This window comes from Glaciecola sp. 2405UD65-10 (assembly GCF_048820975.1).
Lineage (GTDB): Bacteria > Pseudomonadota > Gammaproteobacteria > Enterobacterales > Alteromonadaceae > Glaciecola.
Genome location: NZ_JBMEUF010000003.1, coordinates 299,366 through 324,001 on the forward strand (window position 1 = coordinate 299,366; position 24,636 = coordinate 324,001).

The window sequence follows — 24,636 nt, forward strand, 5'->3', positions numbered from 1 at the left end:
TAAACCACTGCAAAACTTTACGCCAGTTACAGAGGACTTTTTATGAAATTTTCTACCTTATCATTAGCCGAACCCTTACATCGTGCAATAGAAGCTTGCGGGTATACCGATATGACCCCCGTGCAAGAACAAAGCATACCCAAAGCGCGTAAAGGCCGTGATTTGCTCGTTCATGCGCAAACTGGAACAGGCAAAACCGCCGCCTTTGCATTGCCAATTTTACAGCAGATGCTAGATAAGCAATTACCTTGCGTACCAGGCCGACCAAGCGCTCTTATTTTAACGCCAACACGAGAGTTAGCCGAGCAACTATGCGACACCATTTCGGCTTACGCTCAATTTACACCATTAAGCGTTACGGCATTGTATGGTGGCGTTAAAATGGGCGGGCAAGCGAATAAGTTAAAAGCCGGTGTTGATATTCTTATTTCAACGCCTGGGCGTTTATTAGAGCACATGGCCCTAAATAACGTGACCTTAGCCGGCGCAGAATTTGTGGTACTTGATGAAGCTGACAGAATGTTAGATATGGGCTTTATTGCCGATGTGCAAAATATATTTCAACATACCGCTAAGCAACGTCAAACCTTATTGTTTTCTGCAACAAGTTCAGGTGCGGTAAATGAATTGTGTCATAGCATATTGCGCAATCATCAAGAAATTCGTGTTAGTAAAGCGAATGCTACGGCAGATACCGTTAACCATGTAATGTATCCGGTGGAAGAGTCGCGTAAAATTGCACTTTTTAACACCTTATTGAAAGAGCAAAACTGGTTTCAAGTATTAGTGTTTACCGCTACTAAAGAACAAGCTGATAAATTAATGGCCAGCCTTAAGCAAAGTAAAGTCGATGCTGCTGTTTGCCATGGTGATAAAAGCCAAGGGTCTCGCCGCCGCGCCTTAGCTGATTTTAAGTCAGCTAAGTTGCAGGTGTTAATTGCTACTGAAGTAGCTGCTCGAGGGCTTGATATTCAAGGGCTTGATTACGTGGTTAACTTTAACTTACCTTATTTACCTGAAGACTACGTGCATAGAATTGGCCGAACAGGGCGTGCGGGCAATAAAGGGAATGCTATATCGTTTGTTAGCCGAGAAGAAGAACGCACTGTGAGCCGTATTGAAGGCCTAATTGGGACCAGCATTCAACGGGTGGTTAAACGTGGGTTTGAAGTAAGTGACCGCCAAAGCTTATTGAAAAGTATTTCTAAAAATGGCCGTCCAAGCCGCAGTAATAAAGCTACGCGCACTCGTATAACAGGTGATAGCTTAAGCGCTAGAAAGGGCCGTAAATAAAGAAGAGTAAATAGTACGGTTCAAGTAGGCCAAGCGCTACTTGGATCGTGTCCTTTTTTAATGCGATAGCCTTCACGCATTTTATAAAATAAGCGCGTTGCCAAACCTGCACAAATAATACTTAGAATAACAATTAAGATGGTTTGCGACATTTGATTGCGGTTAAATGAACGGTGATGATGCGTCACGGCTTGCTTATCTAAAACCAATTTGATGTAGCCAATAAGTTCACCGTTAATAACAATATCTTCAACAAATACTAGCGGCTCAATTTCTTGCTGGCGCATAATATCAAGCACACTTAAGGCTGTTTCTTGTTGCGCATATCGCACGCCAAATTGATTAAACAGCACGGCATCTTGTACAAACACCCCTTGATTAACCAATTCAATATATTGCGCGAGCAAGTCTTCATCTTCACTAGCTAGTGGGGCAGCAACTAATTTGGCAGCTTGTTGCGTTAAACTTCTGCCCACCTGCTCTGATTCAACAGAGTACCACTGGTTTGCATTGCGCTCGTGCATTAAATACAAGTTTACAGCAATAGCCACACACGCAAGCAGCAATATCAGGGTAGATATACGCTTAAATATTGAATAATTGTGGGTAACGTTTTTTTGCATAAAAGCCTAATTTATTGCACAAATTGCCCTAGCTTGTGTTATCTGACCATAGTGTAAAAACGGATATTTGCCAAGCACTTGTTTACAGTGAACATGAAATAGGTATTATGTTCGTCCTATAAAAGAACCTGCTTTTCACCTTTGTTGGAGCTAATTTTGTTATCGCCTGAAAACCCATTATCAGTAGGCTTTTCGCCTGAAACTTCGCATCAAACCGCCTTGCTTATTGAGCTTTTAAATCGAACTGATTCAACATTACAATTTACACCAGAAAAGCAGTGGGAACTACTTGCAAAAGCACATGCACCTGCTCAGCATTTTGCTACAAGTGAAGCCATGGTGGTGGTGGGTCAAGCCATTAATATTTCTAGCTTAAATGCAATGATTAAGCAGTACTTTCCAAGCGTTAACGTATTTACTTTTTCTCTTCATCCTTTGCACAAAGAGTTTGCCCAACAAGCCGTTATAGTTAACTTACACCATAGTGGTACAGATTCACTGCTAAGTACCTCTTATTTAAGTGAGATATCAACGGCGTTTTTTGTAGATTGCTTCGCGGTGAGTCAGGTAGATTTAAAGCAAGCGGGCTTGCTTGTTATGGACATGGACTCAACCATCATCAATATGGAATGTATTGATGAAATAGCAGCGCTAGCTGGCGTGGGCGAAAAGGTAAGCGAATTAACTGAACGAGCTATGCGCGGTGAGCTTGATTTTAACCAAAGCTTATTTGCTAGGGTAGATTGCTTAAAAGGAATCGAAGTTGATGCACTCGCTTCATTAAAAGCGCGTTTACCGGTAAATCCCGGTTTCGCAAAAACCATGCGAATATTGCAAGCCAATGGTTGGCAAACGGTCATCGCTTCAGGCGGCTTTACCTATTTTGCTAATTATTTAAAAGAGACCTTTGAGTTAAGCGAAGCGTTTAGTAATACCCTAGGCATAAATGGCAGCACCTTAAATGGCACCGTTGAAGGTGACATTGTAAACGGTGAAATGAAGCGTAGCATTTTATTAGAGCAACAGCGCATTCATGCAATTAAAGAGCAACAAACAGTGGCTATTGGTGATGGTGCTAATGACTTACTCATGATGGAAGCCGCTCAACTGGGCGTAGCGTATAAAGCCAAGCCGAAGGTAAAGGCGCAGGCTGATGCAAGTATTCAATATTGCGGCTTTGAGGGGCTACTTTACTGCTTAAAACAGTGAAGTACATACGCTATTCGCTGGGTGCTTCAATATTGTATCGTGCTAGCACTTCGCTGGTAATGTCAGTTAAAAATAGCGCACCCGCTATATCCCACATGCGCTCTTCAAAGTAGGTGGCTTTATGAATAGCGTGCTGGCTTAAATAGAGTAGCTCTTGCTCGATTTTTTCTAAATCAGGTTTTAGCGCTTTGTTTATTGTTACGCTAAACGCTAAGAATGAGCCATTCACAAGCGCGGTTTTAATAAAGCTTTGCCTAGCTCTATGATGCGGGAACTGATACTGCCACAATGCTTTTACCGCATTTAACGACGCACTTTTACGGTTCGGGTTGGCAACAAAAATTTCAGTTTTGGTAGGCCTTGGATCTATTTTAAGTAGTTTTAGGGCCTGATTAACAAAGTCTTTTCCGTTATCAATATCTTGGTAAAGCCAGCTTAAATTTACCTGCGATAAACTTTTATTATGGTGAAGAAAGTCCATCCATTCTGCGCGTACTTGGCTCACGGTTGACATAGACGGCAAGAAACCCTGCATCTTTTTCTCAACGTAGGTGCAAAATTGCGGGCTGTTTTTCGAATGAATATTGCGCAAGGCCATACTGATGCCCGGAACCGATTCATCGGGATTCACCGGTGTGAGTCTATCAAAATTGTTGGTGATTAATTGGCTAAAGAATGACTCAGCCACGCTCATTTCATCCATCGAAATAGCTTGAAGATGCACTACGTGTTTATCAATATTAATATGCACTACACGGTAATGCAGATTTTTAAGCTCAAACTGTGCGGTAATTTCCTGAAGTTTAATGAAAGTGACTTCAATTTTAGTGTTTAAACGCTGAATAAAAGGCTCGTCTAATTCAATTTTCAAACCGCTTACTGATATATCTTCTGTAATACCCTGAATATATTGCGTATTCGTTTGCAAAATAACGGGCGTTCTTAGTATATAACGAGTTTGTCTGCGCAGCTCTTTTTGCTTGTGACGATACGCCTCAACCAACTCAGGTAGTTTATTGCGTGCGTGACCGAAGGCTTTGAGAAGCTTTATCTTATGTTTATGAAGGCTGCGTATTTGATAACACTCTTGCGCTGTTTCACTCGTAATATCGGTCACACTGAGCATGGCGCTTATAGGGCTTAACTTGGCGGTTAGCCTTGGCGTCATAGCGCGATTAAGGCGATCCGTTTTTTTGCTAACGCCATCGGGAATAGAGCTAGGTGAAAAGCCATCGTTAGGCTTAACATCGGTAATGGTCACATGAAATACTCGCCAGCTCGCTTTGCGTGATCCATAACTAAAGAATGTTGTTTTAAGTTCAGGATATTTTGCGAGATCGTGTTCAGACGCCGAGTAAAAATAGGTTTTTTCGTCTTTTACGTGGTTAAAACTATAAATAGTTACATGGGGGTAAGCGCTGTTAGCGTTCATTAGCTTGTGAATACGAGCAGGATTTAACATAAATCCTATTAGCTGATTACCGCGTTCATCCATCCAATAATCGAGTATAGGCTTATTATTGGTGTTGATGCTTGCATACTTTGCATAAAAGAAATCGTTCTTATCACGGCATACGAATACCGGCAGGCTAGGGGTGTTGTTGGCAAAGCTTTGCTCGTAAATTTTACTCGCCATTGCCATTTCAACGTTATCTAGGTTCACTTTATAGCGATGCTTATGTAGTTTAATTAAATCGACTACAAACTCATCAAACAAGGGATTTAAAGAACCATCTCGATACAAATGTACCGAAGCTTTGTCTTGATCACCGCTTATATTAAGTACTTGGTACTCTATAGATTCACGGCTTAAACCATGATTTTTATCCAAACCCCTAAATACCACATACAAAGGCTCTATTGCTTTAATTTTGCTTAGCACCTCAGCATCTTTTAAGCGAATACGCAGGCCATGGCCGGAAATGTCCAGCGTACTGGCATGCGCGCTGCTGTTATCAGCAAAAAACACTTCAATGGGGGTCACATAATTTAAACGTTCTTGTTTGCGAATAGGGTAGTTGAGTAAGTCTTGGCAGGGCGTGATGTATTTTTCATCAGGCATGCTTAGTTCAACCATGGCGGTTCCGCGTTTTTGCGTATCCATTAATTGGCGCTTTTCGCGTTGTGCTTCAGCTATAACAGCTTCATAAACCCCAAAGGTATATTCACCGTATCGCTTTACCAGTTTCTCAAAAAGCAAAATTCCGTTAACATTTAAATAATGCGCAACGCCATGATGCTGAAATAATCGGCAATCATCTTTAACAACCGTGCGCAAATCAATAGAACGAATGCAAGGTTTGGCGAGTCGCTTAATTTCCATTTTAACTAAAAAGCGGGTATCAGACGCGATCGCGTTAGTGCGCCTGTCAAATTCGGCGTTAAAACTTGCGCGATTTACCATAGGCGCTAACGACTCTATTATTGGCCTATAAGCCAGTAAGTCGTCTTGCTGAGGTATGAGTTTATTTGTGAACAAGGATTCCATATTTTTATATTATCGGAAAGTTTTCGATTTTCTTTTAGGAGTTTACGCGTAAACTTCAATAAAAAGCAATTTAGCGCGAAAGGGTTTAAATAATAGATGGCAAAAAGAAAGACGGCATTTGTATGCGAAGATTGCGGCGCAGAGCACGCACGTTGGCAAGGGCAGTGCACTTGCGGCGCCTGGAACTCATTAAAGGAGTTTACAATTGAGCCTGCAACCAAAGGCGCGAAGCGCTCCTCAGCGGTAGCGGGATACGCAGGCGCAGGCTCTGGCGGTGCTAAAAAAATAAATGAAGTCGCCTCAGTAGAAGCAGAAAAAAGCTTAACGGGCATTGGTGAACTTGACCGCGTACTCAGCGGTGGCATGACAACAGGCTCAGTTAATATCATTTCGGGCGATCCAGGTGCTGGAAAAACAACCTTATTATCTGATCTAGTGGCACGTATGTCGCAGCGAATGGCGTCATTGTACTGTACCGCTGAAGAGTCGTTATCGCAGTTTAAAAACAGGGTGAATAGGTTAAAGCTTGCTTATAACGAAGATCAACTGTTCTTATTATCTGAAACCAGTGTTGAAGCGATTATTGAACAGCTTCATACCCATCAAATCAAATTTGCGGTAATAGATTCCATTCAGGCAGTCGTTACCGACGCTGCGAACGGTAGCCCTGGTTCACCTTCGCAAGTAAAAACCGCGGCACAAGCGCTTACTCAGTACTGCAAGCAAAATGATGTGACCATGTTCATTATTGCGCACGTGAACAAAAATAATGAAATTGCTGGGCCGCAAACATTGGTTCATATTGTTGACGCCCTGCTGCATATTGATACTAACGATGGGCAAATCCGCACTTTACGAGCGAATAAAAACCGTTTCGGGGATATAGACACAGTGGGGATATTTCGCATGAGCGAACGCGGCATGTTGAGTGTAGATAATCCCAGCGAAATATTTTTATCGGGTTCATCTACCGCATCACCGGGGGCAACTATTACCTGTATTCGTAAGGGGAATAGAAACCTGCTTTTAGAAATTCAGTGTTTAACCACAGAAACCGAAGCAGAGTATCCTCAACGTGTATGCGTGGGTTTGAACATGAACCGTATCAAAATGCTCACAGGCGTGTTGCGTAAGCATACCAAAACAAAAATATACCATGATACTTTCTTCAATATTGTTGGCGGTTTAAAAATTGATGAGTCAGAAACCTGTATTGACTTAGCATTGGTTGCCTCGTTGCTAAGTTCACTAAACGAGTTTGTTATTCCAAGAAGCTCCTGCATTATGGGAGAGCTTAGCTTAAATGGCGATGTTCGCCCTATTGATAGCGGTGTTCCGCGTGTGAAAGAAGCGGCGCAACATGGTTTTACTGAAATTTATATCCCACATAGAAACTACCACAAAACAATGGAGGGCTTGGGCGCAACTATTATTCCCGTTAAAACCGTGCATGAATTAATAGAAAAAATAGCCTAGGACAGCATATATAGGTATAAAAAAAGGCGGTAGTTTTCACTACCGCCTTTTTTATTGATATGGGCTTAATGCTAGCCAATTTTTTTGTACTTTAAACGATGCGGTTCTACCACATCTTGTCCGTAGGTATCTTTCAACCATGCGGCATAATCAGTGTAGTTACCTTCGTAGAAATTAATTTTACCCTCATCTCTATAATCTAGAATATGAGTCGCCACGCGGTCAAGGAACCAACGGTCATGCGAAATAACTAATACGCAGCCAGGAAATTCTAAAATGGCATTTTCAAGTGCGCGCAAGGTTTCAACGTCTAGATCATTGGTTGGCTCATCGAGTAAAAGTGTATTACCACCTGACTTTAATAGTTTGGCTAAGTGCACTCGATTTCGCTCACCACCTGATAAGTCTTTTATGAACTTCTTCTGATCAGAGCCTTTAAAGTTAAAGCGGCTACAATAAGCGCGGCTGTTTATTTCAAAGTTGCCAATTTTAATAATGTCTTGGCCTTCAGAAAGCTCTTCAAATACTGTTTTAGTATCATCCATATGATCTCTAAATTGCTCAACACTCGCAATTTGAACGGTATCACCAATTACAATTTCACCTGAATCAGCTTGCTCTTTGCCGGTAAGCATTCTAAATAGGGTTGATTTACCCGCGCCGTTAGCGCCAATTATGCCTACAATTGCGCCTTTAGGAACCGTAAATGATAGGTCATCAATTAATAGCCTGTCACCATATGACTTTTTAAGATGCTGTACTTCAATTACTTTGTCACCTAAACGTTCTCCCGGCGGGATAAACAGCTCATTGGTTTCGTTACGTTTTTGGTAATCACCGGTATTGAGCTCTTCAAAGCGTGACATACGCGCTTTACTTTTCGCTTGGCGGCCTTTCGGATTGCTACGTACCCATTCAAGTTCTTGCTTGATTGACTTTTGGCGAGCGTTTTCAGCGCGTTCTTCTTGCTCTAATCGCGCATCTTTTTGTTCCAGCCATGACGAATAGTTACCTTCCCATGGAATACCTTCACCGCGGTCAAGTTCTAGTATCCATCCCGCTACGTTATCAAGGAAATATCTATCATGGGTAATAGCCACTACCGTGCCTTCGTAGTCATGCAAGAAGCGCTCAAGCCACGCCACCGATTCTGCATCTAGGTGGTTGGTAGGTTCATCTAGCAACAGCATTTCAGGTTTTTCAAGTAGCAGTTTACACAGTGCAACACGGCGCTGCTCACCACCTGACAGCTTAGTTACATCGGCATCCCAAGGCGGTAAGCGCAAAGCATTGGCAGCACGCTCAAGGACGTTATCAATGTTATGACCATCTTTAGATTGAATAATGGCTTCAAGTTCGCCTTGCTCTTTTGCTAAGGCGTCAAAGTCAGCATCTGGCTCGGCATACGCGGCGTATACTGCGTCAATACGTTTAAGCGCATCCATTACATCAGCTACTGCCAATTCAATATTGCCACGTACATCTTTTGTTTCGTCAAGCTTCGGTTCTTGCGGTAAGTAACCAATTTTTAAGTCAGTAAGGGGCCTTGCTTCACCTTCAATATCGGTATCAATGCCGGCCATAATTTTAAGTAAGGTTGATTTACCAGCTCCGTTTAAACCAAGTACGCCTATTTTTGCGCCAGGGAAAAAACTTAAGCTAATATTTTTAAGAATGTGTCGGTTCGGTGGAACAATTTTGCCCACTCTATGCATACTGTATACGTATTGAGCCATGCGAATGTAAGTACCTATTTTATTGACGTGATATTGAGAGCGCTCGTGCAGTGATCTTATTGGTTTTCCTGCATTTAAGCGCTGTTCATAATGACCTTAACCTTTCGGTGTAGTCAAATGCTAAGGGCAGTATTGTAGTCTAGATTACTCGCTTAAGTAAGTGAAAAAAAATGTGTTACCATTAGCGCATAAACAGTCTTTAAATTTACATTTTATATAGGAATGCAATATGTCGATGATGACATTAGCTCAAATTGCTAATCACATTGGTGGCACCGTTAAAGGTGACGAAACTACACAAATAGCTGAAATGGCAAATTTGCTAACAGCACAAGCGCATCAAATGTCGTTTTTATCAAATAGTAAATATGCAAAAGATCTTGCCAATACCAAAGCCGGTGGCGTTATTTTAGGTGCTAAAGATGCCGAAGCTTACCAAGGCAACGCAATTATAGTTGAAAACCCTTATGTAGGCTTTGCGAAGGCCGCACAATTACTTGATAACACGCCTGTGCAAGCTAGCGATATTTCAAGCAGCGCCACAATACATTCAAGCGCTACACTTGGCGCCAATGTGAGTGTAGGACACGGAGCCGTAATTGCGCAAAACGCACAAATAGGCAATGACTGTGTTATTGGTCCTAATTGCTTTGTAGGTGAGGGCGCTATTTTAGGTGATGGCGTTAACTTGCGCGCAAATGTGTGCATATACCATAGAGTGGAGTTAGGTAATCGCGTTTCTATTCATAGTGGCACCGTAATAGGAAGTGACGGCTTCGGGTATGCTAATGACAAAGGCCAGTGGGTAAAAATACCTCAAACAGGTACCGTAACGGTGGGCGACGATACAGAATTTGGTGCCAATTGCACCATAGATAGAGGCGCTTTAGACAACACCATTATTGGTAAAAACGTGATTATTGACAACTTAGTGCATATTGCGCATAACGTAGAAGTGGGTGACCACTCTTGTATATGTGGTGCCACGGGTATTGCCGGCAGTACAACTATTGGCAAATATGTGGTTATTGCTGGAAGCTGCGCTATAAATGGGCACATTGATATTGCCGATAAAGTACAAATTACCGGCAACTCTATGGTAACGAAATCTATTAAAGAAGCCGGTGTGTATTCATCGGGAATGCCTGCTTTACCTAGCAAAGAGTGGCAGAAAAATACGGTTTATAGCCGCCAACTATCAAAAATGATAGAAAGAATTAAACGTTTAGAGCAAGCAAAGTAAACACCGCGCATAAAGAAATTCAGCAAGTTTACACAATGGCTATTAGTTATTCAGAATAGCCACTATACAAAGTGAATAAAAACGCTACAATATCGGCGTTTTTATACCCTTATTTTTGATTCGCTACACACTTTAGCGCCCATAGGAGCCTTTTATGTTTTCACGCAATATGAATATCGCCGATTTTGATCCTGAGTTGTTCTCAGCTATGGAGGCAGAGAAGCAGCGTCAAGAACATCACATTGAATTAATTGCATCTGAAAACTACTGCAGCCCTCGCGTATTAGAAGCGCAAGGCTCTCAGTTAACTAATAAATATGCAGAAGGCTACCCAGGTAAACGTTATTACGGTGGTTGTGAACATGTAGATGTAGCCGAGCAATTAGCTATTGACCGCGCAAAAGAATTGTTTGATTGTGATTACGCAAACGTACAACCACATGCCGGTTCACAAGCCAATACAGCCGTGTTTATGGCCTTAATTGAGGCTAACGATACCGTATTAGGTATGAGCTTAGCTGATGGCGGCCACTTAACTCACGGCTCTCATGTTAACTTTTCAGGTAAAACATACAACGCAGTTCAGTATGGATTACACCCTGAAACGGGTGTAATTGACTACGACAACGTTGAAGCTTTAGCTCTTGAGCATAAGCCAAAACTTATTATTGGTGGTTTCTCAGCTTATTCGGGCATTGTTGACTGGGCTCGTTTTAGACAAATTGCTGATAAAGTAGGCGCGTACTTGTTGGTTGATATGGCTCACGTTGCTGGTTTAGTCGCGGCGGGTATATACCCAAGCCCGCTTCCTCATGCTCATGTGGTAACCACTACTACTCATAAAACGCTTGGCGGCCCTCGTGGTGGATTGATTTTATCAGCGTGTGGCGATGAGACTATTTATAAAAAATTAAATAGTTCAGTATTCCCAGGTAATCAGGGCGGCCCTTTGTGCCACGTGATTGCGGCTAAAGCGGTTGCATTTAAAGAGGCCTTAGCGCCTGAGTTTAAAACGTATCAAGAACAAGTGTTAAAAAATGCCAAGGCAATGTGCTCAGTACTGCAAGATCGTGGTTATACTGTAGTGTCAAATGGTACAGAAAATCACTTGTTCTTATTGGACTTAATCAATAAAGAAATTACAGGTAAAGATGCCGATGCAGCCCTAGGTCGTGCTAACATAACGGTTAATAAAAATTCAGTACCTAATGACCCTCGCTCTCCATTTGTAACAAGTGGTCTTAGAATAGGAACACCTGCAATAACACGCAGAGGGTTTAATGAAGCTGAAGCATCGCAGGTAGCAAACTGGATTTGTGATGTGCTTGACAACATTAACGATGAAAGCGTGATAGAGCGCGTGCGCAAAGAAGTTGTTACTTTATGTGAACAGTTCCCTGTATATGGCTAATACAGAGATTCAAGATTAAAAATAAAGCCGGAGTAATCCGGCTTTGTTGTTTTTTAATACCACGGGAAGCGTTTTGTAAAAGCGTGTTTTTACCCCGTGAGCGCTAAAATACTAGGAGTAATGTGCCATGTTTTGTCCATTTTGTAGTGCCCAAGAAACCAAAGTGATTGATTCTAGATTGGTGGCTGGCGGTGAGCAAATTAGGCGCAGACGCCAATGTTTAGAGTGCACTGAAAGATTCACTACCTTTGAAGTGGCTGAGTTGGTGATGCCTAAAGTAATTAAGCGTGACTTAACTCGCGAGCCTTTCAACGAAGATAAACTTGCCGCTGGCCTGCAGCGCGCAATAGAAAAACGCCCAGTAAGCACCGAATCAGTACATCAAACCATTGCTAAAATTAAATCTGAGCTTCGTGCAACGGGTGAACGCGAAGTGAGCAGCGAGTTTATTGGTGAATTAATTATGAAATCACTGAAAAAACTCGACAAAGTCGCCTACGTGCGTTTTGCTTCTGTTTATCGCTCATTTGAAGACGTCAAAGAGTTTGGCGAAGAAATAGCTCGTTTATCAGATGACTAATTTATTTACCCCTTTTGACGCACAAATGATGGCATTGGCTTTTCGCTTAGCGCAAAAGGGTACTTATTCCACAACACCCAACCCTCACGTTGGCTGCGTAATTGTAGGCGAAAATAAGCAAGTAGTAGGCGAAGGTTTTCATGTTAAAGCAGGGCAAGCCCATGCCGAGGTTAACGCTTTACAGCAAGCTGGCACATTGGCAAAAGATGCTTGTGCTTACGTAACACTTGAGCCGTGTGCGCATACCAACAGAACAGGGCCATGTGCAAAAGCGCTGGTGAATGCGGGAGTAAAGCGTGTTGTTATTGCTTGCACCGATCCTAATCCTAAAGTGGCTGGCAAAGGCATCGCAATACTTGAACAGGCGGGTATTTTAGTTCAATCAGGTTTAATGGAAGAGCAAGGGAAAAAGCTTAACGAACACTTTTTTCATAGAATGCATAACAATAAGCCCTTCGTAACTGTAAAACTTGCCGCTAGCATAGACGGTAAAACCGCATTAGAAAACGGCGAAAGCAAATGGATTACAAGCCCGCAAGCAAGGCGTGATGTTCAGGCTCAGCGCGCCAGTTCATGTGCTATTTTATCAGGTGCTGATACCGTTATTGCTGATAACCCCCAACTTAATGTAAGAGTAAATGAACTAGAAAGCGCCATTGCTGAGCAATTTCTATGGCGAGAGCAACAACCCTTGCGTGTTATTATTGATAGCCAAAATCGCCTTAACGCTAAGGCCTATAAATTGTTTAACGACGCCCACCCAAGCTTAGTTTATAATCTTGCGCATAATGAAAATTTAAATCATGCGCAAGTTACGCAAAAACAGTTGCCAAGTATAAAGGGCGGCAGTAGAGAATTTGTTGATTTACATGCGCTTATGTCATCCTTAGGCGAATTACAAATTAATAGGCTATGGGTAGAAGGCGGGGCGAGTTTGAGCGGTGCCTTGTTAGATCATAACTTGGTAGATGAATTGATAATTTATCAAGCGCCTGTTTTACTAGGTAAGCAAGGTAGGCACTTGACTAATTTTACGTCACCACAAGTTTTGTCAAACGCTCGTAAAGGCAAAATTACTGACCTTACAAAAGTAGGGCCTGACATACGCACCACCATTCGTTTTAATTGAAGACAATAAATTACGCTGAAGAGGTTATTACACAAACATGTTCACAGGTATTATAGAATCAGTAGGAACCATTTCGAGCTTAACTGACTTAGGTGACAACTATCGGCTAGTTGTTAACGTGGGTAAGCTAGATATGGCTGATGTGCATTTGGGTGATAGCATTGCAACTAACGGTGTTTGTTTAACCGTGGTTGACATGGGGCAAGATTATTACGCGGCAGACGTATCTTCCGAAACAATAAAGCACACCGCCTTTGCCGATTACCGAACTAATACACAAGTCAATTTAGAAAAAGCCATGCGCGCTGATAGTCGCTTTGGTGGCCATATTGTGAGTGGGCATGTAGATGGCGTGGGTGCAGTTGAAAGAATCAATAAACACACAAACTATATTGAAGTTTGGGTTAAAGCGCCTAGCGAAATTGCAAAGTACATAGCGCATAAAGGCTCAATAACGGTTGATGGCGTAAGCTTAACCGTAAACGAGGTAGACGGTGCATCATTCATGCTATGGCTAATTCCCCATACACTGCAAGAAACCGTATTTGGCACTTACACGGCAGGCTCAAAGGTTAATTTAGAAGTTGATGTAATTGCGCGTTACTTAGAGCGCTTATTGCAAGGTGATAAAGCCGCTGAGCCTACCAAGAAAGATATTAGTATGGAATTTTTAGCGCAGCACGGCTATTTAAAATAATAATCAATAATTACGAACAACAATAACGGATAAGCAATGGCATTAAATACAACGGCAGAAATATTAGAAGACATTAAATTGGGCAAAATGGTCATTTTAATGGATGACGAAGACCGTGAAAATGAAGGCGATTTGATCATGGCGGCCGAGCACGTAACGCCCGAAGCCATTAACTTTATGGTTACCCATGCACGCGGTTTAGTTTGTTTGCCTATGACGCAAGCGCGTTGTGAAACCTTAAAGCTACCCCTTATGGTAGATAATAATGGCGCACAGTTTTCAACTAATTTTACGGTTTCTATTGAGGCGGCAGAAGGTGTGACCACCGGTATTTCAGCTGCCGACAGAGCAAAAACAGTGCTAGCTGCAGTAGCAAAAGATGCGACCAGTGAATCTATTGTTCAACCCGGCCATATTTTCCCATTAATTGCAAAAGAGGGAGGGGTACTAAATCGTGCGGGCCATACTGAAGCCGGTGTTGATTTAGCCAGATTAGCAGGTTGCGAGCCAGCCGGTGTGATTGTCGAAATACTTAATCCTGATGGTAGCATGGCAAGACGCCCTGAACTTGAAGAGTTCGCTAAGCAACATGACTTAAAAATTGGCACTATTGCTGATTTGATTGAGTATCGTAATTTAAATGAAACTACGATCGAAAAAGTGGCAAGATGTAAATTGCCTACCGTGCACGGCGAGTTCACCTTAACCACTTATAAAGATGTGATTGATGAACAAATACACTTTGTTTTGCAAAAAGGTGAAATTAGTGAACTTGAGCCGACCTTGGTGAGAGTGCATTTGCAAAACTCTTTAAGTGATCTCTTAGGCTCTACACGTGCTATTAATAGGTCTATGTCTTTAGACAGCGCTATGCAACGTATTGCGAAAGAAAATGGCGTTATTGTTGTATTAGGTAAAAAAGAAGATCTTGAATCACAAGTCAAACAATTTGAAGCGGAAGACAACAACAGCATTGCTAAAGGCAAAGTGTGGGAAGGTTCATCGCGTACTGTAGGTGTGGGAAGTCAAATACTCGCTAGTTTGGGTATTAAGAAAATGCGTTTATTAAGTAAGCCCGTTAAATATTCTGCTTTGTCAGGTTTTGGTCTTGAAGTTGTAGAATATATACACGACGAAAAATAAATTTAACTTGTTGAACATTTGTACTAAAAAGTACACTAAAGGGCGTTGGCTTGTGCTACAATTCGCGCCGATTTTTATAGGAGCACATATAAATGCACATTATTGAAGGTAACATTCGCGCAACAGGTAAGAAATTTGCTGTTATTGTTTCTCGTTTCAACAGCTTTGTTGTAGAAAGTTTGCTTGACGGCGCTTTGGATACTTTAGAGCGTCACGGTGAAGTTAACACTGACGACATCACTGTAATTCGCGTACCCGGTGCTTATGAGTTGCCAATTGTAGCTAAAAAAGCGGCTGCTAGTGGTAAATTTGATGGCATCATTGCATTAGGTGCTGTAATTCGTGGCGGTACACCTCACTTTGATTTCGTAGCGGGTGAGTGTAACAAAGGCCTTGCTCAAGTCTCTTTAGATGCAACGCTTCCTGTATCATTTGGTGTTATAACGACTGACTCTATTGAACAAGCTATTGAGCGTTCTGGTACTAAAGCCGGAAACAAAGGTTCAGAAGCTGCGTTAGGTGCACTTGAAATGGTTAACGTATTAGCGGCTATTGACGAGGCGCTATAAGTGAAACCAGCTCATAGAAAGCAAGCCCGCGTGCTTGCGTTACAAGCTTTGTATGCATGGTCAATGAGTGGTAATGATATGTCTCAAGTTGAGTTGAGCATAGTTACCACTAACGACATGAGCAAAGTCGATATGGAATATTTTCAAGCCATTTTGCAAGGCGCTAGCGCTGATGTTAAAGCCCTAGATAAAGCGTATAAGCCTTATTTAGGAAGGTTGCCGGAAGAAATGGATCCTATCGAAAAAGCTATTATGCGTTTAGCTACTGTTGAATTAACACTTCGTATGGATACACCATACAAGGTGGTAATAAACGAAGCAATTGAGCTAGCGAAATCATTTGGTGCCGAAGATAGCCATAAATTTATTAATGGCGCGCTTGATAAAGCTGTAAAAACACTTCGTAAAGACGAAAGAAGCTAAGTTTTGAATGAATTCAATTTAATTCAGCGCTACTTTGCGTCGTCAAATATTGCCCGAAAAGACGTGATTATTGGCATTGGAGACGACGCAGCTATTACCCAAGTGCCTGAAAACCAACTGCTAGCAACCACAACTGATACCCTAGTAGAAGGCGTGCATTTCCTTGCTGGCACAAAAGCAAGTGATATTGCGCACAAGGCTATTTCTGTAAACTTGAGTGATTTGGCGGCTATGGGCGCTGAACCAAGTTGGATAAGTTTGTCTTTGTCGCTGCCTGAGGCTAATGAAACATGGCTGCAACAATTCTCTGATAAGTTAATTGAATTAAGTGATTATTATTCGGTTCAATTAATAGGTGGAGACACTGTTAAAGGGCCTTTATCAATTACCATTACCGCACAAGGCATAGTGCCACCACAGAGTATATTAACGCGCTCAGGTGCGAATGCTGGTGATTGGATATTTGTAACCGGTTGTTTAGGTGATGCTGGAGCTGGCCTTGATATTTTACTTGGCAAGCTTGAAGTTAGCGATAGCGCGGCGCGCGAGTATTTGGTGAATAGACATTCATGCCCAAGCGCTAGAGTACTTGCTGGAACTACTTTGCGAAGATTGGCGACCTCATGTATCGATATTTCTGATGGCTTGTTGCAAGATTTGCAGCACGTTATGCGAGCATCGAGTACAGGAGCAATCATCCATTTAGAAAAATTGCCTATTTCTGAACAATTGGGTACTAACGTAACTGATTTAAAACAAGCGTTAGCGTATGCCACAACCGCCGGTGATGATTACGAATTATTGTTTACCGTATCAGAAGAGCATCGTACAAGTGTACTAACGGCCCTAGATAATTACGGTATTGACTACGCCAATATAGGCATGATGACCGGCGCAGTGGGTAAAGTTGACCTTCGTTTAGATGATAAACCATACGAGCTTGAAGTAAGTAATGCCGCAGGCTACCTGCATTTCTAATTGACCCCTTAAATTTAATAATGCAGAGCAATGGACAAAATTTTACGCGCAAAAGTTAATCTACGGAATCCTTATCACTTTTTAGGCTTTGGTTTCGGTTCAGGTTTAATTCCCTTTATGCCAGGCACTATGGGCTCTATTGCTGCTATTCCGCTTATACTAGCAATGAGTTATCTTCCTATATCTCTATTTATTATTGTGACACTCATTGCCGCTATTATTGGCATTAGAATTTGCGAGCAAGTGAGCGCAGATTTAGACGTACATGACCATGGCGCAATAGTCTGGGATGAAATAGCCGGTATGATGATAGTGTTTATTGCTATCCCTTTAAGCTGGCATAGCGTGCTACTTGGATTTGTGTTGTTTCGTTTCTTTGATATTTTAAAGCCGTGGCCCATTAGCTTTATTGATAAAAACATACACGGCGGCTGGGGCATCATGTTAGATGACTTAGTGGCAGGCGTAATGGCACTGGCATGCCTTCATGGCATCTACTGGCTTTTACCTTAAAAACACTTAAGCAAGCCTTTTAAGGGCTCAAAAGCCCTTAAAAGAAGTCTTTAACTGCCTTTACTATTCCTTTAGCATCAATACCTAATTCGCTATACATTTCTTGCTGAGTACCTTGCATAACAAATTCATCGGGTAAACCTAAGTTAAGTACGTGAGCTAACACTTTATTTTCTTGTAAACATTGCATCACCGCATGCCCAGCCCCACCAATAATAGCACCGTCTTCAAGAGTAACTAGTAATTCGTGCTGTTTAGCTGCGTCTAACACAGCTTCGGCATCAAGTGGTTTTATAAAGCGCATATCTATTAAACTTGCATTGAGTTTATTTGCGGCTTCAATAGCTTCAGGTAGTAGGGCACCAAAGTTTAAAATAGCCACTTTCTCACCGTTTCTTAAACTGCGGCTTTTACCTATTTCTAAGGCTTGCATAGGTTTTGTTGCATCAACGGCCATGCCTGAGCCACGCGGGTATCGCACTGCTGCTGGTTTATTAGCTATATGCCCTGTGTACAACATATTGCGGCATTCGGCTTCATCGCCAGGCGCCATAATAATCATGTTAGGGATGCAGCGTAAAAAGCTTATGTCAAACGCACCTTGATGCGTAGGGCCATCGGCACCAACAATACCTGCTCGGTCTATTGCGAACAATACCGGTAATTCTTGTAAGGCCACATCGTGAATCAGTTGATCGTATCCACGCTGTAGGAAGGTTGAATAAATTGCCACAATGGCATTTTTATTCTCTCGCGCTAAGCCACCCGCTAGGGTAACAGCATGCTGTTCCGCTATGGCTACATCTATGTATTGTTCAGGAAATTCTTGTGAAAATTTAACCATACCAGAGCCTTCACGCATGGCTGGCGTTATGGCTATTAGGTCGCTGTCTTTAGCGGCCATGTCACATAACCACTGGCCAAATATGGCTGAATATGTAGGTGCGCTGGGCTTAGCCGTAGGTAATTTTTCTGTGGTGTGATCAAATTTAGGGACAGCATGCCATTTTATAGGGTCTTGCTCAGCCTGTTGGTAGCCTTTTCCTTTTTTCGTGACCACATGCAATATTTTAGGTCCGCTCATGTTGCGCATGTTACTTAGCGTATCTACTAAGCCATTTACGTCGTGCCCATCAATTGGACCAATGTAATTAAAGCCGAGTTCTTCAAAGATAGTACCAGGCACAACCATGCCTTTGATGTGCTCTTCTGCTTTACTAGCAAATTCTTTAATAGGCGGTACGCTTGATAAAATTTTCTTACCGCCGTCGCGGATAGAATTAAAGAAATTGCCGGTAAGTAAACGCGCTAAATGGCTGTTTAATGCGCCCACGTTTTCAGAAATAGACATTTCATTGTCATTTAACACAACTAATAAATCTTTGTTTAAATCGCCACCGTGGTTTAAGGCCTCAAAGGCTAAACCGGCCGTCATTGCGCCATCGCCTATTACGGCAACCACTTTTCGGCCTTTGTCTTCTTTTTCAGCCGCAATAGCCATACCTAAGGCAGCGCTTATTGACGTTGATGAATGCCCTACAGCAAAGGTGTCATATTCGCTTTCAGGAGGCCAAGGGAAGGGATGAAGCCCTCCTTTTTGCCTAATGGTGGTCATCTTATCGCGCCGACCTGTTAAAATTTTATGCGGGTAAGCTTGGTGGCCCACGTCCCATAGTAAGCGGTCAAAAGGGGTGTTGTACACGTAATGTAAAGCAACTGTTAGTTCTACTGTACCCAAACCTGAGGCAAAATGTCCGCTGCTTTGGCTTACGCAATTAAGTAGGAACTGGCGTAATTCATCGGCCGTGTTTTTGAGCTTCGATTTAGGTTGCTGGCGCAAATCGCTAGGTAAATTAGCTAAGGCCAAATGCGGATAATGTGTTAAATCAAGACTCATGTGTATAGTGTTCTTCTACTGTAATTGTGCGACAACGAAATTAATATTTTCTAGCAACTAAATATTCAGAAAACTGAATTAAGTTTTGTGTATTGTAAGGCAAAGTTGCTAAAGCTTGTAGTGCTAGTTCATGTTGTTCATGTAAAGCTAGCTGCGCGCCCTCTAATCCTAGTAACGAAACGAAGGTTGATTTATTGGCGTCTTGGTCTGAACCTTGCGGTTTACCTAGTGTTGTTGTGTCAGAGGTAACGTCAAGAATATCATCTTGAATTTGAAACGCTAAGCCAATATGTTTTGCATACTTTAACAAAAGTTGCACATTATGTGGGCTAATGTCCTTACAAAGGATGCATGGCAATTGTACACAAGCACTCAACAAAGCACCTGTTTTTAAACTGTGTAAATTCCGCAAGGCTTCAATGGGTATTTGCATATTGGTTGCTGCAAGGTCAATGCTCTGCCCACCTACCATGCCAGCGGCGCCAGCAGCTTTTGTAAGATGACGTATTAATTCAATGCGTTGTGAATCTGCAAATTGACTTAGCGGGGCATTCGCTATTACTTCAAAAGCCATGCACTGCAGGGCATCGCCGGCTAATATAGCGGTGGCTTCATTAAATTGAATATGGCACGTAGGCTTACCTCTGCGCAGGTCATCGTCGTCCATGGCGGGTAAATCATCGTGCACCAATGAATATGCGTGAATACACTCTATGGCTAAGGCAACCTGATTAAGGTCACTTTGGGGGATTTTCAACATTTGCCCTACAATATTAACTAGCAAAGGGCGCATTCTTTTGCCGCCATTGAGCAAGGCGTATTCAATGGCCTTGGCTAATTCAATTTCTGCAGGTTCATAATTACTTAAATAATCAGAAAAATCTAAGCTGAGTTGGGCTTTAGTTTGCGTTAATAATGTTTCTAAGGGCGCAGGTAATGACATAATTGATTATTCAGATAAAGGCTGTAAGCTTTCTTGACCGTTGTTTTGCGTTAACACTTGGACTTTTTGCTCAGCATCTTTTAGTAGTTTTTGCGTGTGCCTAGCAAGCGATACACCGCGTTCAAATTGTTTAAGCGAGGCATCTAAAGGAATTTCTCCACGCTCCATTTCAATTACAATAGTGTCTAACTCAGCCATTGCTTGTTCAAATGACATTTCTTCTATTTTCATACCATATTTTCCACATAAAAACGTTGGTGCTAAGCACGGGTTTGCACCTTAAACCACAGGCCTTATAAATTCAATTATTCGGTGAATAAAATCGCTAATTTACATAAAGAAGTTTGTAAATTGGTCGTTAATACCTACACAGGTAAATTATATCCTTTATTTAAGTTACGGCGCCTGATTTTCGCATTAAGTATTAAATCACCATGCGACCGACCTTTTAATTTGTGAGTAGGAGTGAAAAGTGGATTTAGCAACCATTATTGGGTTCATTGCGGCAATGGGCTTCGTGGTTATGGCCATGGTCATGGGCGGCGACATCACCATATTCTTCAACGTTCCCTCTGTACTGATTGTATTTGGTGGATCAATCTTCGTGGTACTTATGCAATATCCCATGTCACAATTTTTAACCGCCGGTAAAGTCTGCGGTAAAGCGTTTTCATTTAAACTACAAACTCCTGAAGAGCTAATTGAAAAAATTGTTGAAATGGCAGATGCCGCTAGAAAGGGCGGTTTCCTAGCACTAGAAGAAGCAGAAATTGACAATTCCTTTATGCAAAAAGGGGTTGATATGTTAGTAGATGGGCACGATGTTGAAGTGGTTCGTGCCACCATGGGCAAAGATATTACCAATACCACTGAGCGCCATGAATCAGGAGCTGAAATATACAAAGCTATGGGGGATTGTGCCCCAGCAATGGGAATGATAGGTACGCTAATTGGTTTGGTTGCGATGTTATCAAACATGGATGACCCTAAATCGATTGGTCCTGCAATGGCGGTAGCGTTGTTGACTACACTTTATGGAGCTATGCTAGCTAACTTATTTTGCTTGCCTGTATCGTTTAAATTAAATGTAAGAGCGCAAGAAGAGAAACTCAATCAGAGCCTAATACTTGACGGTATTCTAGGCATTGCCGATGGGCAGAATCCGCGCGTTATTGAAGGTGTGCTTAAAGGTTATATCGCCGAAGGTAAGCGGGGCACTAGCGAGGAAGCTGAATAATGGATGACGAATGTCCTAAATGTCCCCCCGAAGGTCTGCCCGCATGGATGGGGACTTTCGCTGATTTGATGTCATTGTTGATGTGCTTTTTCGTATTGCTTTTGTCGTTTTCTGAAATGGATGTAAGAAAGTTTAAGCAAATAGCAGGCTCTATGAAGTTTGCATTTGGTGTACAAAACAAAGTTGAGTTAAAAGACATTCCTAAAGGTACCAGTGTAGTTGCCCTAGAATTTAGACCAGGCAAGCCTGATCCTACCCCTATTGAAACCGTACAGCAGGTCACACAAGATATCACCAAACCTATGCTTAATTTCCAAGAGGGTGAGTCGGAGAATGCAGGCGGTACACAAAAGCAAAAAGGTACGTTTAGAGGCGGGCAATCACCGCAAACCGCGAAACAAACTGCTGCGGCCGCAAGTGCGGCGGCCAATAAAGAGCAAGTAGAAAAAAATAGGAAGAAAGTAGAAGACCTACTACAAAAAGAAATTAAAGATGGCGCAGTAGATGTAGAAAACTTAGGCCAACAAATTATTATCCGAATTCGTGAGAACGGTTCTTTTTCAGCGGGCTCAGCTTTCTTGCAACCTCAGTTTGTGCCTGTTATTCGTAAATTAGGCGTGCTGCTAAATGATATGCCCGGGAAGGTAGAAATTACCGGCCACAGTGACAACGTTCAAGTATCAAATGAACTGTATCGTTCTAATTGGGATTTATCAGCGCAACGTGCAGTAGCCGTGGCAGAAGAATTAAGGCGAGCGCCTGGTTTTGATGAACGCAGAATGAGAGTGATAGGTAAGGCTGCGACTCAGCCCATGACAGAGGAAGATACCGCCAGGGCAAGAGCACAAAATCGACGCGTAGAAATAGCGATTGTTCAAGGTGAAGCGAAAATATCTAATCCAATTTCTGTATTAGAAGACTAAGCCCACTGAGGAGCGCCGTAGCCGGCGCTCAGCTAGCTTAAATAGTGGTTATTGAAACAAGCGTTAGCGCGTAAGCTCATCGCGATAGTGGGGTTTGCGCATAACAAGTTGCACTGTACTGATAGCTCTTTCTAAAAAGCCACCCTCACAGTAGTTTAAGTAATATTTCCACATGCGAATAAATCGCTCATCGTAACCATCATCATTTAAGGCCGATTTTTGCGACATAAATGCAGTATGCCAGTCGTTAAGGGTTTTGGCGTAGTCAAGGCCTATGTCGTGAACGTCTGCAATTGATAAGTCAGTGTGTTTTTTTAATTGATTATTAATGACCAATTGAGAGGGCAAAAAGCCGCCCGGGAAAATATACTTTTGAATAAAATCAACACTATTTGCATAGCTTTCATAGCGGCGATCATCAATGGTGATTGATTGAATAAGCATCAAGCCGTCATCTTTTATTAATGATGCACACTTTTTAAAGAAAGTCGGTAGGTACTGTTTACCTACTGCCTCAATCATTTCAATTGAAACTAACTTATCAAATTTGCCTTCAAGCAATCGGTAATCTTTCTTTAATAAGGTAATTTTATCCGCTAAGTTTTCTTCTTCTATCCATGCTGCAGCATATGCATGCTGTTCTTCAGAAATGGTAGTGGTGGTGACCTTGCAACCAAAATATTTGGCTGCATGTATGGCTAAACCGCCCCAGCCCGTGCCTATTTCAACTAAATGGTCTTGTTCACTAAGCTGTAATTTTTCGCAAATAGTTTGTAATTTGTGGAACTGCGCTTGCTCAAGGTTAGCATCTTGATGGGGATAAATCGCCGACGAGTACATCATGCTTTTATCTAAAAACTTGGTATATAACTTGTTTCCTAAATCGTAGTGATCACCAATGTTTCGTTTAGCCTGTTCTTTAGAGTTTCGTTTAGCGAAGTGGCCTAACTTCAATACAGGCATAGTTAGCCAACTAAAGCGCTTTTCCCAGCTATCAAGGGTTGACAAGTTTCGAGCAAAAATACGAATTACGTTAGTTAAATTAGGCGTTTCCCACAAATTATCAGTAAATGTTTCTCCTGAAGCAATGCTTCCGCCTAGCAGCAATTTAGGGTAAGCCCTATAATCAATAATATTCACTACAGCATGCAAATCATCATGCTTGTTTCCGAACTCGCCAACTACGTGGCCATTTTCTTTCATGGTTAAGTGACCATGGGGAAGACGTTTAAGTACATTTAAGAAGATAGAACGACACGTTTTTTCCCATGTTGTTAACGAACCTAGCGCATGTATCGATTGTTCTGCGTGAGACATAGGGTTACTCCTGAGGTTTAGAATGCGCGTATATGGGAACGCGTTTAAAAAATAATTTTATGGCTTGCCAATATATGCCAGCCATAGTTTTGATTGTCATACTTGGGATAGATAATAATGAGTGACGCAAGCTTGTAGATGTAAGGCTTTGCTTAGTCATATCAATAGCGGCTTCAAAATGTTTAGTTTCTTTATAGCAACTAAGGTGTAAATTGAGTTTGTTAGTTGGCTGCGCCACTTGCCATTTGTAGGTCATATCCATAGGGTTAAATGGTGACACATGAAATGCTTTTTGCGTATTATTCTGGCAAGATAAATCTACCAAATAATGATGCCTTTGATTCCAAGGTGTGTTACTGACCTCTGCTAGCATATGGGTAAAGTTGCCACTTGCGTTTCGAAGATAGTAAAAGTTAACTGGGCTAAAATAAAGACCAAAAGTACGAACCTGTCCAAGCATAAAAACATCACCTGTTAATCGTGCAGGCTCGCTAGCATTAGCTGAATTTAACTCATTCATTTTATTGAGTACTGATGCTTCTAAGCTCTCAGTTGTTTCCCCTAGGTAATCTTGACGTTTGAAATTGACAAGGGAAAACCCTGACTTTTCAGAACTAAAGCCTTTAACATTAGCCGCTAAACTATCAATCTCAGATAGCTTCAGCCAAAATAAGTAGATCTTATAGCTGAATTTATGAAGCTTAGGCTGGCTGCGCTGATGAAAAACTACGCCGGTGAATATACCGCTTTCAAGTTCATCTATATTATTATTCACTTCGCCAGTAGCAGTGCTCATATAGAACTCTCA

General features: G+C 42.0%; 23 protein-coding genes. 15 read left to right on the forward strand and 8 right to left on the reverse strand.

The window, feature by feature from the left end; genetic code table 11:
* Window positions 1-42: 42 nt before the first annotated feature.
* Complete coding sequence (locus ACOI22_RS16555) at window positions 43-1,293, forward strand: DEAD/DEAH box helicase (protein WP_420673244.1); 1,251 nt, start codon at window positions 43-45, stop codon at window positions 1,291-1,293.
* 20 nt (window positions 1,294-1,313) lie between these two features.
* On the opposite strand, the gene ACOI22_RS16560 is transcribed toward ACOI22_RS16555, so the two are convergent.
* The gene (locus ACOI22_RS16560) at window positions 1,314-1,916 is read right to left on the reverse strand and encodes an AhpA/YtjB family protein (RefSeq protein WP_420673245.1); all 603 of its coding nucleotides are present in this window, start codon (window positions 1,914-1,916) and stop codon (window positions 1,314-1,316) included.
* Between the two features lie 156 nt (window positions 1,917-2,072).
* Here ACOI22_RS16560 and serB point away from each other — a divergent pair, with 156 nt between their 5' ends.
* Window positions 2,073-3,125, forward strand: a complete 1,053-nt coding sequence (gene serB, locus ACOI22_RS16565; RefSeq protein WP_420673246.1) for a phosphoserine phosphatase SerB — start codon at window positions 2,073-2,075, stop codon at window positions 3,123-3,125.
* Window positions 3,126-3,135: 10 nt separating this feature from the next.
* On the opposite strand, the gene ACOI22_RS16570 is transcribed toward serB, so the two are convergent.
* Complete coding sequence (locus ACOI22_RS16570) at window positions 3,136-5,604, reverse strand: PilZ domain-containing protein (protein WP_420673247.1); 2,469 nt, start codon at window positions 5,602-5,604, stop codon at window positions 3,136-3,138.
* Between the two features lie 105 nt (window positions 5,605-5,709).
* Between ACOI22_RS16570 and radA the strand changes: the two genes are divergently transcribed.
* A complete protein-coding gene (radA, locus tag ACOI22_RS16575) occupies window positions 5,710-7,089 on the forward strand; it encodes a DNA repair protein RadA (RefSeq protein ID WP_420673248.1) in 1,380 nt (459 codons plus the stop codon).
* A gap of 71 nt (window positions 7,090-7,160) precedes the next feature.
* Here the strand turns inward: radA and ettA are convergent, their stop codons facing one another.
* A complete protein-coding gene (gene ettA / locus ACOI22_RS16580; protein ID WP_420673249.1) occupies window positions 7,161-8,825 on the reverse strand; it encodes an energy-dependent translational throttle protein EttA in 1,665 nt (554 codons plus the stop codon).
* Between the two features lie 229 nt (window positions 8,826-9,054).
* Between ettA and lpxD the strand changes: the two genes are divergently transcribed.
* The 10 genes from lpxD to ACOI22_RS16630 all read left to right on the forward strand — a co-directional run bounded on the left by lpxD (window position 9,055) and on the right by ACOI22_RS16630 (window position 17,511).
* Window positions 9,055-10,068, forward strand: coding sequence for a UDP-3-O-(3-hydroxymyristoyl)glucosamine N-acyltransferase (gene lpxD, locus ACOI22_RS16585; RefSeq protein WP_420673250.1), 1,014 nt, complete (start codon window positions 9,055-9,057; stop codon window positions 10,066-10,068).
* Window positions 10,069-10,222: 154 nt separating this feature from the next.
* Window positions 10,223-11,479 (forward strand): serine hydroxymethyltransferase, encoded by a 1,257-nt coding sequence (gene glyA, locus ACOI22_RS16590; protein WP_420673251.1) that lies wholly within the window; start codon window positions 10,223-10,225, stop codon window positions 11,477-11,479.
* 127 nt (window positions 11,480-11,606) lie between these two features.
* Window positions 11,607-12,059, forward strand: coding sequence for a transcriptional regulator NrdR (nrdR, locus tag ACOI22_RS16595; protein ID WP_420673252.1), 453 nt, complete (start codon window positions 11,607-11,609; stop codon window positions 12,057-12,059).
* Window positions 12,052-13,188 (forward strand): bifunctional diaminohydroxyphosphoribosylaminopyrimidine deaminase/5-amino-6-(5-phosphoribosylamino)uracil reductase RibD, encoded by a 1,137-nt coding sequence (gene ribD, locus ACOI22_RS16600; protein ID WP_420673253.1) that lies wholly within the window; start codon window positions 12,052-12,054, stop codon window positions 13,186-13,188. The genes nrdR and ribD overlap by 8 nt, the downstream gene beginning before the upstream one ends.
* A gap of 37 nt (window positions 13,189-13,225) precedes the next feature.
* Window positions 13,226-13,885 carry a riboflavin synthase gene (locus ACOI22_RS16605; RefSeq protein ID WP_420673254.1) on the forward strand — a complete coding sequence of 220 codons (660 nt, stop codon included), beginning with the start codon at window positions 13,226-13,228 and terminating at the stop codon, window positions 13,883-13,885.
* Between the two features lie 36 nt (window positions 13,886-13,921).
* Window positions 13,922-15,028, forward strand: coding sequence for a bifunctional 3,4-dihydroxy-2-butanone-4-phosphate synthase/GTP cyclohydrolase II (gene ribBA / locus ACOI22_RS16610; protein WP_420673255.1), 1,107 nt, complete (start codon window positions 13,922-13,924; stop codon window positions 15,026-15,028).
* A gap of 92 nt (window positions 15,029-15,120) precedes the next feature.
* Window positions 15,121-15,597, forward strand: a complete 477-nt coding sequence (gene ribE, locus ACOI22_RS16615; RefSeq protein ID WP_420673256.1) for a 6,7-dimethyl-8-ribityllumazine synthase — start codon at window positions 15,121-15,123, stop codon at window positions 15,595-15,597.
* On the forward strand, window positions 15,598-16,020 hold the full coding sequence (gene nusB / locus ACOI22_RS16620) for a transcription antitermination factor NusB (RefSeq protein WP_420673257.1): 423 nt from the start codon (window positions 15,598-15,600) through the stop codon (window positions 16,018-16,020).
* Between the two features lie 3 nt (window positions 16,021-16,023).
* Window positions 16,024-16,998: a thiamine-phosphate kinase gene (thiL, locus tag ACOI22_RS16625; protein ID WP_420673258.1), complete on the forward strand. Its 975-nt coding sequence runs from the start codon at window positions 16,024-16,026 to the stop codon at window positions 16,996-16,998.
* A 30-nt stretch (window positions 16,999-17,028) separates the two neighbouring features.
* On the forward strand, window positions 17,029-17,511 hold the full coding sequence (locus ACOI22_RS16630) for a phosphatidylglycerophosphatase A (protein WP_420673259.1): 483 nt from the start codon (window positions 17,029-17,031) through the stop codon (window positions 17,509-17,511).
* A gap of 37 nt (window positions 17,512-17,548) precedes the next feature.
* Here the strand turns inward: ACOI22_RS16630 and dxs are convergent, their stop codons facing one another.
* From dxs to ACOI22_RS16645, 3 genes are read right to left on the reverse strand one after another with little or no spacing between them, the layout of a single operon-like run.
* Window positions 17,549-19,408 carry a 1-deoxy-D-xylulose-5-phosphate synthase gene (dxs, locus tag ACOI22_RS16635; protein ID WP_420673260.1) on the reverse strand — a complete coding sequence of 620 codons (1,860 nt, stop codon included), beginning with the start codon at window positions 19,406-19,408 and terminating at the stop codon, window positions 17,549-17,551.
* 40 nt (window positions 19,409-19,448) lie between these two features.
* Entirely contained in the window at window positions 19,449-20,351 is a 903-nt protein-coding gene (locus tag ACOI22_RS16640) for a farnesyl diphosphate synthase (protein WP_420673261.1), read from the reverse strand.
* A 6-nt stretch (window positions 20,352-20,357) separates the two neighbouring features.
* Window positions 20,358-20,582, reverse strand: coding sequence for an exodeoxyribonuclease VII small subunit (locus ACOI22_RS16645; RefSeq protein ID WP_420673262.1), 225 nt, complete (start codon window positions 20,580-20,582; stop codon window positions 20,358-20,360).
* A gap of 241 nt (window positions 20,583-20,823) precedes the next feature.
* On the opposite strand from ACOI22_RS16645, the gene pomA reads away from it, so the two are divergent.
* Together pomA and ACOI22_RS16655 are read left to right on the forward strand one after the other, a co-directional pair.
* Window positions 20,824-21,588, forward strand: a complete 765-nt coding sequence (pomA, locus tag ACOI22_RS16650; RefSeq protein ID WP_420673263.1) for a flagellar motor protein PomA — start codon at window positions 20,824-20,826, stop codon at window positions 21,586-21,588.
* Window positions 21,588-22,511 carry a flagellar motor protein MotB gene (locus tag ACOI22_RS16655; RefSeq protein ID WP_420673264.1) on the forward strand — a complete coding sequence of 308 codons (924 nt, stop codon included), beginning with the start codon at window positions 21,588-21,590 and terminating at the stop codon, window positions 22,509-22,511. Before pomA ends, ACOI22_RS16655 begins: the two co-directional genes overlap by 1 nt.
* Window positions 22,512-22,574: 63 nt before the next feature.
* Here the strand turns inward: ACOI22_RS16655 and ACOI22_RS16660 are convergent, their stop codons facing one another.
* A complete protein-coding gene (locus tag ACOI22_RS16660) occupies window positions 22,575-23,828 on the reverse strand; it encodes a class I SAM-dependent methyltransferase (RefSeq protein WP_420673265.1) in 1,254 nt (417 codons plus the stop codon).
* 4 nt (window positions 23,829-23,832) lie between these two features.
* On the reverse strand, window positions 23,833-24,624 hold the full coding sequence (locus ACOI22_RS16665; RefSeq protein WP_420673266.1) for a DUF1365 domain-containing protein: 792 nt from the start codon (window positions 24,622-24,624) through the stop codon (window positions 23,833-23,835).
* Window positions 24,625-24,636: the final 12 nt, after the last annotated feature.

Excerpts from the sequence above, each read along its gene's own strand:
- ACOI22_RS16555 (WP_420673244.1), top strand. The coding sequence starts at position 43 with ATGAAATTTTCTACCTTATCATTAGCCGAACCCTTACATCGTGCAATA.
- ACOI22_RS16560 (WP_420673245.1), bottom strand. The coding sequence starts at position 1,916 with ATGCAAAAAAACGTTACCCACAATTATTCAATATTTAAGCGTATATCT.
- radA (WP_420673248.1), top strand. The coding sequence starts at position 5,710 with ATGGCAAAAAGAAAGACGGCATTTGTATGCGAAGATTGCGGCGCAGAG.
- ettA (WP_420673249.1), bottom strand. The coding sequence starts at position 8,825 with ATGGCTCAATACGTATACAGTATGCATAGAGTGGGCAAAATTGTTCCA.
- lpxD (WP_420673250.1), top strand. The coding sequence starts at position 9,055 with ATGTCGATGATGACATTAGCTCAAATTGCTAATCACATTGGTGGCACC.
- glyA (WP_420673251.1), top strand. The coding sequence starts at position 10,223 with ATGTTTTCACGCAATATGAATATCGCCGATTTTGATCCTGAGTTGTTC.
- nrdR (WP_420673252.1), top strand. The coding sequence starts at position 11,607 with ATGTTTTGTCCATTTTGTAGTGCCCAAGAAACCAAAGTGATTGATTCT.
- ribD (WP_420673253.1), top strand. The coding sequence starts at position 12,052 with ATGACTAATTTATTTACCCCTTTTGACGCACAAATGATGGCATTGGCT.
- ACOI22_RS16605 (WP_420673254.1), top strand. The coding sequence starts at position 13,226 with ATGTTCACAGGTATTATAGAATCAGTAGGAACCATTTCGAGCTTAACT.
- ribBA (WP_420673255.1), top strand. The coding sequence starts at position 13,922 with ATGGCATTAAATACAACGGCAGAAATATTAGAAGACATTAAATTGGGC.
- ribE (WP_420673256.1), top strand. The coding sequence starts at position 15,121 with ATGCACATTATTGAAGGTAACATTCGCGCAACAGGTAAGAAATTTGCT.
- ACOI22_RS16630 (WP_420673259.1), top strand. The coding sequence starts at position 17,029 with ATGGACAAAATTTTACGCGCAAAAGTTAATCTACGGAATCCTTATCAC.
- dxs (WP_420673260.1), bottom strand. The coding sequence starts at position 19,408 with ATGAGTCTTGATTTAACACATTATCCGCATTTGGCCTTAGCTAATTTA.
- ACOI22_RS16640 (WP_420673261.1), bottom strand. The coding sequence starts at position 20,351 with ATGTCATTACCTGCGCCCTTAGAAACATTATTAACGCAAACTAAAGCC.
- ACOI22_RS16645 (WP_420673262.1), bottom strand. The coding sequence starts at position 20,582 with ATGAAAATAGAAGAAATGTCATTTGAACAAGCAATGGCTGAGTTAGAC.
- ACOI22_RS16655 (WP_420673264.1), top strand. The coding sequence starts at position 21,588 with ATGGATGACGAATGTCCTAAATGTCCCCCCGAAGGTCTGCCCGCATGG.
- ACOI22_RS16660 (WP_420673265.1), bottom strand. The coding sequence starts at position 23,828 with ATGTCTCACGCAGAACAATCGATACATGCGCTAGGTTCGTTAACAACA.
- ACOI22_RS16665 (WP_420673266.1), bottom strand. The coding sequence starts at position 24,624 with ATGAGCACTGCTACTGGCGAAGTGAATAATAATATAGATGAACTTGAA.